9 protein-coding genes are annotated in these 12,234 nt (G+C 33.3%); 8 read left to right on the forward strand and 1 reads right to left on the reverse strand.

Features of this window, described 5'->3' with window-relative positions:
* The first annotated feature begins 10 nt into the window (after window positions 1-10).
* The 8 genes from DM444_RS17915 (at window position 11) to DM444_RS17950 (ending at window position 11,488) form a co-directional block, all read left to right on the forward strand.
* Complete coding sequence (locus DM444_RS17915) at window positions 11-1,378, forward strand: RagB/SusD family nutrient uptake outer membrane protein (RefSeq protein WP_111289123.1); 1,368 nt, start codon at window positions 11-13, stop codon at window positions 1,376-1,378.
* 61 nt (window positions 1,379-1,439) lie between these two features.
* A complete protein-coding gene (locus DM444_RS17920; RefSeq protein ID WP_111289125.1) occupies window positions 1,440-2,390 on the forward strand; it encodes an ABC transporter ATP-binding protein in 951 nt (316 codons plus the stop codon).
* 14 nt (window positions 2,391-2,404) lie between these two features.
* A complete protein-coding gene (locus DM444_RS17925; RefSeq protein ID WP_111289127.1) occupies window positions 2,405-4,666 on the forward strand; it encodes a Gldg family protein in 2,262 nt (753 codons plus the stop codon).
* Between the two features lie 11 nt (window positions 4,667-4,677).
* Window positions 4,678-7,491: a M16 family metallopeptidase gene (locus DM444_RS17930; protein WP_111289129.1), complete on the forward strand. Its 2,814-nt coding sequence runs from the start codon at window positions 4,678-4,680 to the stop codon at window positions 7,489-7,491.
* A 295-nt stretch (window positions 7,492-7,786) separates the two neighbouring features.
* A complete protein-coding gene (locus tag DM444_RS17935) occupies window positions 7,787-9,649 on the forward strand; it encodes an ABC-F family ATP-binding cassette domain-containing protein (RefSeq protein ID WP_111289131.1) in 1,863 nt (620 codons plus the stop codon).
* Between the two features lie 93 nt (window positions 9,650-9,742).
* Entirely contained in the window at window positions 9,743-10,108 is a 366-nt protein-coding gene (locus DM444_RS17940) for a four helix bundle protein (RefSeq protein WP_111289133.1), read from the forward strand.
* A gap of 108 nt (window positions 10,109-10,216) precedes the next feature.
* On the forward strand, window positions 10,217-10,687 hold the full coding sequence (locus tag DM444_RS17945) for an FKBP-type peptidyl-prolyl cis-trans isomerase (protein WP_111289135.1): 471 nt from the start codon (window positions 10,217-10,219) through the stop codon (window positions 10,685-10,687).
* A 9-nt stretch (window positions 10,688-10,696) separates the two neighbouring features.
* On the forward strand, window positions 10,697-11,488 hold the full coding sequence (locus DM444_RS17950; protein ID WP_111289137.1) for an O-methyltransferase: 792 nt from the start codon (window positions 10,697-10,699) through the stop codon (window positions 11,486-11,488).
* 52 nt (window positions 11,489-11,540) lie between these two features.
* Here the strand turns inward: DM444_RS17950 and DM444_RS17955 are convergent, their stop codons facing one another.
* The gene (locus DM444_RS17955; protein ID WP_111289139.1) at window positions 11,541-12,200 is read right to left on the reverse strand and encodes a DUF6565 domain-containing protein; all 660 of its coding nucleotides are present in this window, start codon (window positions 12,198-12,200) and stop codon (window positions 11,541-11,543) included.
* Between the last annotated feature and the right edge of the window lie 34 nt (window positions 12,201-12,234).

Genomic DNA, 12,234 nt, shown 5'->3' on the forward strand with positions numbered 1-12,234 from the left:
CTAAAATGACATGAAAAATACTTCAATAAAATACACCTATATATTTTCGTTTTTTCTTTTACTTGGATTAACGAGCTGCGATCAAATGCTTGAGGTTGATCTTCCAAGCAATGAGTTATCTTCTGTTACCATTTATGCTTCCGATCCTACTGCAGAAGCTGCTGTAAACGGAATCTATCAAAGTATGGTTACAGGTACTTTTTATGGATCATTGCATTATGTTTTTGGAGAAACTTCAGACGAGCTTATCCTTAAAACGCAATTGGAAAACGTTTACACTACAAATGAAATCCCTGAAAATGATGGAACTACTGGCTCCATGTGGACTGAGTTTTATAAAACTATTTATAATGCAAACAGTGTTATAGAAGGAATCGGCGCAAGCAAAACGTTAACGCCAACCCAAACACCACGCTGGATTGCCGAGGCAAAATTTTTAAGAGCGTACTGTTATTTCTATTTGACAAACATTTGGGGCGATGTTCCTTTGGTACTGACAACAAATGTTGATCAGTCTGCTTTAGCGCCACGTACAAGCCAAACTGAAGTTTACAATCAAATCGTACTTGATTTGACTGCAGCCGCAGCTGATCTTCCTGTAGATTATTCTAATTATAATTCTCAAAGAATTAGAGCTACCAAATGGGCTGCAGAGGCATTACTAGCAAGAGTAAATCTTTATTTAGGAAAATGGAGTGATGCTTCAGCTTATGCCACTTCTGTAATCGGTCAGACAGCAACTTATAAAATCATTACAGATCTAACTTCTACAAATAGTCCTTTTATTGCCGATAATAATGAGGCAATTCTACAAATTCCTTATTTTACAACTGCTTATACTTATGAAGGTGCAGCAGTCTATACAACCGCTGGAACATACATGCTTAGAAAAGGAAATACATTGTTTGAAACCGGAGATGCCAGAAAAACAAACTGGACTATAAGTGTTGCCGCAAGCGACGGCACATCATTTTTAGCGCCAAGAAAATATAAAAACTCTTATGTTTCAAGTCCAGTTGAGCGTTCTACGGTTCTTAGATTGGCAGAGCTTTATTTAATAAGAGCTGAAGCGAGACTAAAATCAAATGATATAACTGGCGCGCAGCAAGATATAAATGTAATTCGCAACAGAGCATTATTACCTTCAACTACATTAACCGATCCAACGCAATTAGCCGCTTTAATTTCGCTAGAAAGAGAACGCGAATTATTTGGAGAATTTGGCCACAGATGGTTCGATCTTAAAAGAAGCGGTACAATAGATCAAGTTCTAGGAGCTACAACAGGAAAAATATGGTCATCTACAGACAGCCTTTTTCCTATCCCAGAAACTGCTATTCGTTCTAATCCCTTCTTAACCCAAAATTCAGGATACTAAATATTAAAAGTAACGCAGGAATGAATGTGTAAAACTCATTCCTGCGATTTTAAAAAACACTATGGAAACAACAACAATTGTAAGAGTTGAGGACTTGTCGCATCAATACAGTAAGGATTGGGCAATACAAAATATCAGTTTTGAAATAAAAGAAAATAGAATTTTAGGCCTTTTAGGATCTAACGGAGCTGGAAAATCTACTACAATGAATATTCTTTGTGGCGTTTTAAATCAAACCAAAGGAAACATATATATTGACGGAATTAATCTGAAAGAAAACCCAGTCGAAGCCAAAAAACTAATTGGCTTTTTACCGCAGACGCCACCTCTTCACTTGGATTTGACAGTAGATGAATATCTAATTCACTGTGCACAATTAAGATTAGTGCCAAAAGAAAATCTAAGAAACGCCGTAGAAAAGGCAAAAGAAAAATGCGGAATTTCACATTTCAGCCACCGATTAATCAAAAATTTATCAGGAGGTTACAGACAGCGTGTGGGGATTGCACAAGCTATTATTCACGAACCAAAATTGGTAGTTCTGGATGAGCCTACAAACGGATTGGATCCGAATCAGATTCTGGAAGTTCGAAATTTAATTAAGAAAATAGCATTGGATAAAGCCGTAATATTTTCGTCACACATTCTTTCTGAAGTTCAGGCAACCTGCCAGGATATCAGAATGATTGAAAATGGACATATGGTTTTTTCTGACACGCTTGAAGCTTTCAACAACTATATCGAAGCCGATAAACTAACGGCAAGCTTTGAAAATCCGCCAGCTGCTGAGGCCTTTAAAGAAATTCCAGAAATCACAGAAGCCGTTTTCCTAACTCCCAAAAAAGTACAGATTACTTTCAGCGGAACACAAGAAGTTGCAGAAAAAATTATCTCATTAAGCGTTTACAACAACTGGAAACTGCGCGAAATTCAATTTGAAAAAGTTTCATTAGATGAAATCTTCGCACAATTATCTAAAAAAGCCCCATCTAAAAACGCTATTCTTTCTTAAATAAAAATAAACAAATGAAAACAATATATAGAATTGCTAAAACAGAGCTCAACACTATGTTTTACTCGCCTGTTGCATGGGTTGTTTTAGTAATATTTTCAATCCAGTCAAGCTGGAAATTCTTTGGCACTATCGAACGTTTCGAAAAAGCTCAAAAAATCGGGCAAAGCATGGACAATTTATCGCAAATTGTTTTTTCAGGCTTCAGCGGTTTATATACCGAAATGCAAAATTATCTCTACTTATATGTGCCACTTTTAACAATGGGATTAGTGAGTCGTGAAATTAACAGTGGTTCGATTAAGCTTTTGCTTTCTTCACCAATTAGAATTAAAGACATTGTATTAGGTAAATATTTAGCCATTGCTGCTTACTGCCTTCTGTTCATAGCAATTTTAGGCCTGCAGGTTGCTATTGCATATTTTTCTATAGAAAATTTAGATCTTAAGTTTGCCATATCTGGACTAATTGGTTTGTATTTATTAGTTTGCACTTACGCTGCAATCGGGCTTTTTATGTCTTGTCTGACTTCTTATCAGGTTGTAGCAGCCATTAGTACTTTAGTAGTTTTGGCAGGTCTAAATTTTATTGGAAAACTTTGGCAGGATGTCGAAATTGTAAAAGATATTACCTATTTCCTTTCGATCGCTGGACGTGCCAACGAAATGCTTGAAGGATTAATTATCAGCAAAGATGTCTTTTACTTTGTTTTAGTAAGCAGTCTTTTTATTGTGTTGAGTATTTATAAACTTCAGACAGGAAGAGATGCACAAACCGTATCGAAAAGAGTTTTAAAATATACTTTATTAATAGCTGCTGTCTTATCTCTTGGTTATATCACTTCTAGAGCACCGCTTACTTTTTATCACGATATGACACGAAATAAAGACAATACATTAACCAAAAGCAGTTTAGATGTCGTTGATAAGATAGAAGGACCTGTTAAGATAACGACTTATGTTAACTTATTGGATATTAATTATTATATGGCAATGCCTTACTCTCAGAATTCTGACATAGCGAGTTTTGCAAAATATACCCGCTTTTTGCCTCAAATAGAAATGGAGTATATTTATTATTACGACACTTCAACAAATGAAGCTTTATATGCTCAAAATCCAGGATTAAACGACAAACAGCTTGCCGAAAAAATGGTAGAGTCGCAGGATATGAAACTTAAAAAATTATATGCTCCTACAGAGATCAAAAAAATTATCGATTTAGGACCTGAACAAAACAGAGTGGTCAGAACAGTTGAATACAACGGAAAAAAGACTTTCTTGAGAATGTTTGATGACTTATTTAAAGTACCATTTGAAAAAGAAATCTCAGCTTCATTAAAACGCTTAGTTTCCAATCCTGTAAAAATTGTATTTGCAACTGGAAATATGGAACGCAGTATTGAAAAAAATGGAGATAAAAATTATAAAACTGGATTTAACGAAATAACATTCAGAAACTCGTTAATCAATCAGGGATTTGATGTTGCTTCTGTTGATATCAATGCACAGAATGTTCCTTCTGAAACTGATATTCTAATCATTGCAGATCCTAAAACGCAACTAAGTCAAGGCGCTGTTGACCGTATTACAAAATATATCGATCAGGGAAAAAACTTAATGCTTTTGGCAGAACCAGAAACGAATTCGGCTTTAGCTGCGATTACAGATAAACTTGGAATCGGATTTACAAAACAAACTTTAGTTCAAGAAAGTGAAACGAATTCTCCTGATTTCTTAGTAACTGAACTTCAAAAAAAAGTTGATTCTACTGTAATCAAATTGAGTAAAATCAATAACCCAATTCCATTTTTAGGAAGCAGCGGTATTACAACGACAAAAGAGACCGGATTTAAAATTACGCCTCTTTTAAAAACTAATAACCAACCGGTTTGGGAATCTCAGACAGGAATTACTTCCATTTCAGAAGATTTAAAGAAACAGCCTTCTTTAAAAGAAATTCCGTTGGTGGCTGCGTTAACCAGAAACATTAATGGTAAAACGCAAAAAATAATTGTTGCGGGAGATGCTGATTTTATGGGCAATGCCGAATTAAGTCGTGGCGGATCTGGAACTTTTCAATTTGTAACTGATATCTTCAGCTGGTTCAGCAATTATCAATTCCCAATTGATACTACTCGTCCTCAAAAAACCGACAAAAAAATCACGATTACTTCAAATCAAGTTTTCATCGACAAAATCTTGTTTATCGGAATCTTTCCATTGTTGATCATACTAAGCGGAGCTTTTATACTTATTCGAAGAAATAGAAGATAAAATTCAAAAAAATGAATACTAAAAAAAATATCATTATTGCTATTATGGCCTTGTCTTTTCAAGGCGCATTTTCGCAGTTTAAAACCACAATTCCGCTGGATAAAAACGTTACGACCGGAAAATTAAAAAACGGTCTAACGTATTATATTCTGCATAACGAAGAACCGAAAGACAGAGCCAGTTTTTATTTCGTTCAAAATGTCGGCGCTATTTTAGAAGATGGCAGCCAAAACGGATTGGCGCATTTTCTGGAACATATGGCGTTTAACGGAACTGAGCATTTTAAAGGAAAAGGAATCATTAAAATGTTAGAGAAAAATGGTGTAAGTTTCGGAAAAGACATTAATGCTTATACCGCTCAAGATGAAACGGTTTACAATATCAGTACTGTTCCTGTAACAAACGAAAAACTAATCGATTCTACGCTTTGGGTTTTACACGATTGGTCTGGTTCTCTTTCTTTAACCAATGAAGAAATTGATGCCGAAAGAGGTGTAATCAGAGAAGAATGGAGAACTCGCCGTACAAGTGGTTTCCGTTTAAAAATGCAGACGGATCAGGTTTTGTATAAAGGTTCAAAATACAGTAAAAGAGACGTTATTGGTGATTTAAACATCATCAATAACTTCAAATATCCTGAATTGAGAAACTATTACAAAAAATGGTACAGACCCGATTTGCAAGCTGTAATTATTGTGGGAGACATTGATGTAAAAGTAATGGAAGAAAAGGTAAAAGCTATTTTTTCCGGAATTCCTTTAGCCAAAAAAGCTGCCGCACGCACCTATTCTGAAATTCCGAAACATGATGAATTGTATTTCGGAACTGCCTCTGATAAAGAAGCCTCATCAACCAATATTACATTGCAATATGTTTTAGATGAGCCTTTGGTAAAAGACAGTATTTTGAGTCGTAAAAACGTGATGAATTCATTTTACACCAGCATTCTAAACAATCGTTTCAAAGAATTGATTTTAAAAAACCAGAGTTCGGCTTTAGGTCTAAAAACGTATTTTGAGCCGATTTCGAGATTAAATACTTCTTTTAATATTTCGGCTGTAGCCAAAAAAGGAAAAACACTAGAAGCCTTTGAAGACGCTTACACTGAAGCCGAACGCTTAAAACGTTTTGGAATTGCACAAACAGAATTGGACAGAACTAAAAAACTTTTTATAAGTTCTTACGATGATTTTTTAAGTAATAAAGATAAAGTTGACAACGACTCTTGGGCAGATAAACTGACGAATTATTTCCTGAAAGCTAAACCATTTCTTTCTGTAGAAGATGATTACAAATTGATTGTTGGCATCATCAAAAGCATTACTTTAGAAGAAATTAATACTTATATCAAAACCATTCAAAAACCAACCAATCAAGTCGTTTTGGTAACGGGTTCTGATGAAGATAAAGTAAATTTTCCCAATAAAGATGCTGTAGTTCAGGTAATGAAAAAAGTCGAAAACAAGACTTTAGAACCTTATACTAAAAAAGAGAATAATGAACCTTTAATTGCAAAAGAATTAAAATCTGCTGCAATCAAAAAGACATTTGAAGTACCAGGAATTATAGCAGCAAAAGGCTATACTTTAGAAAATGGTGCTAACGTAATTGTATTGCCAACAACCTACTCGCAAGATCAAGTTGTGATGACAGCATTTTCTAAAGGTGGTAAATCCTTAATTAAAACCGAAGATTTGGCTTCTGCCGAAATTGCTACAACAATTGCAAGATCGTCTGGTTTAGGCAATTTTGATAATATTGCTTTAAAAGAAAAACTGACTGGAAAAGTAGCGCAATCTGCTCCGTTTATTGGCGAGAACACACAAGGTTTTCAAGGAAGTTCTAACAAAGCCGATTTCGAAACCATGCTGCAACTGATGTACCTTTCTTTTGAAGCTCCTCGTTTTGATCCAAACATTTTTAACATCTTAAAAGAACAGTATAAAAATCGTTTAGAAACTATAAAGAAAGATAATGGAAATACATTTAAAGATTCTATTGCCTTAGCCAATTCTAATCATAATCCGAGGACTTTTATTTTTGATGAAAAATTTTTAGAAACCATTGATTTGAAAAAAGCAGAAGACATTTACAGAGACCGAATTAAAAATGCTTCGGATTTTACTTTTGTTTTTGTTGGTAATATTCCTGATGGTGCTCTAGAATTGATTCAGAAATACATCGGTAATTTAAAATCTAATCCTGCCGTAAAAGAAACTTTTGCAGATCAGAATATTGGTCCAAAAAAAGGAAAAACAGTTGTGCATTTCAAACGTCCGATGGAAGTTGTAAAAAGCACAATTTATCTAAATCTTACAGGAAAAATAGAATACAGTAAAGAAAATGCAATGGGAATATACATCATTGGCGAATTGCTTTCGAAACGTTTCCTTCAGACAATTAGAGAAGAAGAAGGCGGAAGCTACGGCGTAAACGTTGGCGGAAATCTGGAAATCATTCCAAAACCATCCTTCAGCCTTGCGCTTACTTTTGACTGTAATCCTGATAAACAAGAAAAATTAATGCAGATTGTCTGGAAAGAAATAAATGATTTAAAATCTAAACCTGCAAATGCAAATGATCTTGAAGATATAAAAAAGGCGCTTCTTAAAAACAGAGAAGAATCTCTTAAAACAAACACTTTCTGGGCTTCCACAATATACAATTACTGCCTAAACCAGATTCCATTTTCATCAGATGATGAATACAGCAATCTACTATTAAAGATTAACCAAAAAACTATTCAGCAGTTGAGCAAACATATTGTGGATAGTTCCAGTAGTGTAGAAGTTATTATGAGCCCTGAGCAATCAGGCAAACAATAGCTTTAGAATACATTTTTTTTATTTTATTAGTCATTAAAGGTTGTCTTTGCCAGACAGCCTTTTTTGTATTTGAAATTTTGATAAAAACTGGAATGAAATTTAAGATTGGTCTCCTGTTTTACAGATTTTGTTTGCATATCTAATAGGCGTTATTAAAACATTTAGAAGATAAATTTAAAAGCGCTCTTTATTCTTTAAACAAAAAGATATCTTTGCAGCTTTACAAAAAGCTATTAAATTAAATATTAGACTCCTAATTAGAGACTTATATTTATAAAACAAAATATTTAACAGAATGAATTATTTGTCAGTCGAGAATATATCAAAGTCATTTGGCGAAAGAGTCCTTTTTGACAACATTTCTTTTGGAATTAATAAAGATCAAAAAATCGCTTTTATTGCAAAAAATGGTTCTGGAAAAACAACCATTATGAGCATTATTAATGGTTTGGAAGAACCAGATACTGGTCAAGTTGTTTTAAGAAAAGGAATCCGAATGGCGTTTCTTTCGCAAGACAATAATCTTCAAGATGAACTTACGATTGAGGAAAGTATTTTCGCTTCTGATAATGAAACGCTTAAAGTTATTGAAGCTTATGAAAAAGCTTTAGAAAATCCTTCTGACGAAGAAGCTTATCAAAAAGCTTTTGATGCAATGGATCAGCATAATGCCTGGGATTTTGAAACGCAATACAAACAGATTTTATTCAAATTAAAACTAGAAGATTTTAAGCTTAAAGTTAAAAATCTTTCTGGGGGACAGAAAAAACGTCTTTCGTTAGCAATAATTCTAATCAATCGTCCAGATTTATTGATTCTAGATGAGCCAACAAACCACTTAGATCTTGAAATGATTGAATGGCTTGAAAGTTATTTTGCTAAAGAAAATATCACTCTGTTTATGGTAACGCACGACCGTTTCTTTTTGGAACGCGTTTGCAATGAAATTATCGAATTAGACAACGGAAAACTATACCAATACAAAGGAAATTATTCTTACTATTTAGAGAAAAAAGAAGAAAGAATCACTTCTGAAAATGCAAGTATTGACAAAGCAAAAAACTTGTTTGTAAAAGAATTAGAATGGATGCGCCGCCAGCCAAAAGCGAGAACAACCAAGTCTAAATCTCGTCAAGACGACTTTTACGTTATTAAAGAAAAAGCACAAAGCCGACGAAAAGAAAATAAAGTTGAGCTTGAAATTAATATGGAAAGAATGGGAAGCAAAATCATTGAGCTTCACAAACTTTCTAAAAAATTTAAAGACCGTGTTATTCTAGACAATTTCAGTTTTGATTTTCAACGTGGAGAAAGAATCGGAATTATCGGTAAAAACGGAACTGGAAAATCGACTTTCTTAAATCTTTTGACAGGAACACTTCCGCCAGACAGCGGACGCGTTGTTAAAGGAGATACTATAAAAATTGGATATTATACACAGTCTGGAATTAATCCAAAACCGGGTCAGCGTGTTATTGATATCATAAAAGAGTACGGAGAATATATTCCGTTGACAAAAGGGAAAATTATTTCGGCTTCCCAATTATTGGAGCGTTTTCTTTTTGATGCTAAAAAACAATATGATTATGTTGAGAAATTAAGCGGTGGAGAATTAAAGCGTTTATACTTGTGTACTGTTTTAATTCAGAATCCAAACTTTTTGATTCTCGATGAGCCTACAAACGATTTGGATATTGTGACTTTGAACGTTCTGGAAAGTTTCCTATTGGATTATCCTGGATGTTTATTGGTAGTTTCGCACGACCGTTATTTTATGGATAAAATTGTCGATTATTTATTTGTTTTTAGAGGACAAGGCGAGATCGAAAATTTCCCTGGAAACTATTCTGATTTCAGAGCTTACGAAGACAGCGCTGATGTTGCTCAAAAAGAAGAAAACAAAGCTGAAAAGAAAGAGTGGAAACAAAATAATCCAACTGGAAATTTAAGCTTTAACGAACAAAAAGAATATCAAAAAATCGAAAGAGAAATTAAAGATCTTGAAGCTGAAAAAGCTAAAATCGAACAATTATTCTCAGATGGAAAAGTTGCTGATGCTGATATTGAGAAAAAAGCAAACGAACTTCAAAATATAATCAATAAAATCGACGCAAAAGAAGAACGCTGGTTTGAGCTTTCTGCAAAACTTGAAGGATAGATTTTAAGTTTTCAGTCTCAGTCGCAGTTTTCAGTTTTGTTTTTTTTTGAAAGAAAATTCTTTAATTTTATTAATTTTGAAAAAAATTAGATAATGGATTATAAAGAATTATTGGCATATAAGAAATCATTTGAACTTGCGATGGAAATTTTCGAATTGTCAAAAGCTTTTCCTAAAGAAGAAAGATATTCGCTAACAGATCAAATACGACGATCATCGAGAAGTGTTGCAGCAAATATTGCAGAATCTTATCGAAAAAGAAGATATACAAATCACTTTATTAGCAAATTGACTGATAGCGATGCTGAAAATTCAGAAACAAACACATGGCTTGAATTTTCATTAAAATGCGAATATATTAGCAAAGAGACTTTTGACAAGTTAAATATTAAAAGTCTTGAAATTGGAAAACTGATAAATTATATGATTAACAATCCGAATAAATTTGGATGTAATTAGAAAATAAAAATATACGATCCAACAAAACTGAAAACTGTGACTGCGACTGCGACTGCGACTAAAAACTAATTTCCATATATTTACGCCCTTAAAAAAATTAAATACCACATGAAAAAATTATTAACCGTATTATTTACTTTAGCATTATTTGCTTCTTGTACAGGTGTAGAAAAAGATAATTCTGAACCGCCAAAAGATTACACCGAACAAAATGAACAAGAAATTAAAGATTATTTAACTAAAAACAATTTAACTGCAACAAGAACCGATTCTGGTCTTTATTACATTATTAATGAACCAGGTGAAGGTGCTCAACCAACAGCAACTTCGAATGTAACTGTTGCTTATAAAGGTTATTTTACAAGCGGAAAAATTTTTGATCAAAGTAAAGACGCTGGAATTTCATTTGGTTTAAACCAAGTAATTAAAGGATGGACAGAAGGTATTCCTTATTTTAAAGAAGGCGGATCTGGAGTACTATTAATACCTGCACGCTTAGGTTACGGCAGTTATGATTATATGACAATACCCGGAGGTTCTGTACTTATTTTCGACGTAAAACTGATTAAAGTAAACTAATATTTCTAGATGCTTTTTCAAATAAAATCTTATCTAAAATTTCTTTGGAATTCTAAAAACGAACACGCCGTTCATTCGCCGTTTGTTTTTAATTTATTGACAAAATGTTTTTATGATAAGAAAGCAAAGCCAGAATATGCAATTCTAAAAAAGTACAGAAAATCACTTTTAGAGAATAAAAATTTCATTGAAGTAACCGATTTTGGAGCAGGTTCTAAAGTTTTCAAATCCAATAAAAGACAGATTTCTAAAATTGCACAAACAGCTGGAATTTCGCCAAAACGAGCAGAATTATTATTTCGAGTTACCAATTATTTTCAGCCAAAAAATATTCTTGAAATTGGAACATCGCTAGGTTTGGCAACTTCTGCGTTGGCTTTAGGATCCCGAAGCCTCGGGACGAAAGCAAAAGTAGTTACAATCGAAGGCTGTCCAAATACTGCAAATGTTGCTCAAAATTATTTGGCAGAATTTGATTGTAATAATGTTGAAAATGTAATTTCTGAATTTGAATCTTTTTTAATTTCTGAGAACATTCAAGCTACAAATTACAACCTAATTTATTTTGACGGCAATCATTCAAAAAAAGCAACTTTAGCTTATTTTGAACTTTTGTTGCCAACAATTGATAATGATTCCGTTTGGATTTTCGATGATATTCATTGGTCAGAAGACATGGAAGAAGCTTGGGAAATCATTAAAAATCATCCTCAAGTAAAAGTTACGATTGATACTTTCCAGTGGGGATTTGTATTCTTTAGAAGAGAACAAGAAAAAGAGCATTTTATAATTCGAGCATAAAAAAAAGACGATCATTTGATCGTCTTTTTTACTAATTCAAAATTTTAAAATTTTATTTTTTTGCATCTTTATTTTCTTCAGATTTTGCTCCCATTCTATTTACAGTATACATTGGCGCAAACTTGATTTTCAAACCAGCAATTTTTCTGTTATCCTCAGCAGACAAACCTTCTTTTTCAACTGTATTTTTACGGCTGTCAAGAGCTTCATACATTAATTTAATTTCATCCCAGTCTTCTCTAGAATATTTGTCCTTATTATTTTCTACAGTATGAACAAACTGCTGATAAACGCTATGAATATTTTGAGCATTAACCCAATTAAAACTCATATCATCACCAATTTTTCCTGCACCAAATAAAGCATCTCTTAATTGCTGTTTTGGACTTGGAGCTGGAGGGGTAAATTGGGCGGTTATTTCATTTTTAAATTCTTCGTATTTAATTTTACTTGCATTTACTTTTTCAGTTGCGGCCGCATTATCTTTAATATCCGCTAAAGCTGCTTGAGCTTCTTGAGATCTTCTGTCATATTCTGCTTCCACACTTGTCCAATTGTCTTTCAAATCGGCAGCGGCCACATTTTTAACTGAGTCAACATAGATTACATAGTTTTCTACTGTTTTTTGAGCCTTTTCTTGTTTTTCATCTTTACACGATGTCAATCCTAATACTAATAATGTAATTCCTGTAACTATTTTTATATTTTTCATAATCTTGATTGTTTAATTAATTAGATAATATTGT

This window comes from Flavobacterium ginsenosidimutans (assembly GCF_003254625.1).
GTDB lineage: Bacteria > Bacteroidota > Bacteroidia > Flavobacteriales > Flavobacteriaceae > Flavobacterium > Flavobacterium ginsenosidimutans.

Bases quoted from the DNA above. Each gene is read 5' to 3' on its own strand.
- DM444_RS17950 (WP_111289137.1), top strand. From the start codon at position 10,697: ATGCTTTTTCAAATAAAATCTTATCTAAAATTTCTTTGGAATTCTAAA.
- DM444_RS17955 (WP_111289139.1), bottom strand. From the start codon at position 12,200: ATGAAAAATATAAAAATAGTTACAGGAATTACATTATTAGTATTAGGA.
- DM444_RS17925 (WP_111289127.1), top strand. From the start codon at position 2,405: ATGAAAACAATATATAGAATTGCTAAAACAGAGCTCAACACTATGTTT.
- DM444_RS17930 (WP_111289129.1), top strand. From the start codon at position 4,678: ATGAATACTAAAAAAAATATCATTATTGCTATTATGGCCTTGTCTTTT.
- DM444_RS17920 (WP_111289125.1), top strand. From the start codon at position 1,440: ATGGAAACAACAACAATTGTAAGAGTTGAGGACTTGTCGCATCAATAC.
- DM444_RS17935 (WP_111289131.1), top strand. From the start codon at position 7,787: ATGAATTATTTGTCAGTCGAGAATATATCAAAGTCATTTGGCGAAAGA.
- DM444_RS17915 (WP_111289123.1), top strand. From the start codon at position 11: ATGAAAAATACTTCAATAAAATACACCTATATATTTTCGTTTTTTCTT.
- DM444_RS17945 (WP_111289135.1), top strand. From the start codon at position 10,217: ATGAAAAAATTATTAACCGTATTATTTACTTTAGCATTATTTGCTTCT.
- DM444_RS17940 (WP_111289133.1), top strand. From the start codon at position 9,743: ATGGATTATAAAGAATTATTGGCATATAAGAAATCATTTGAACTTGCG.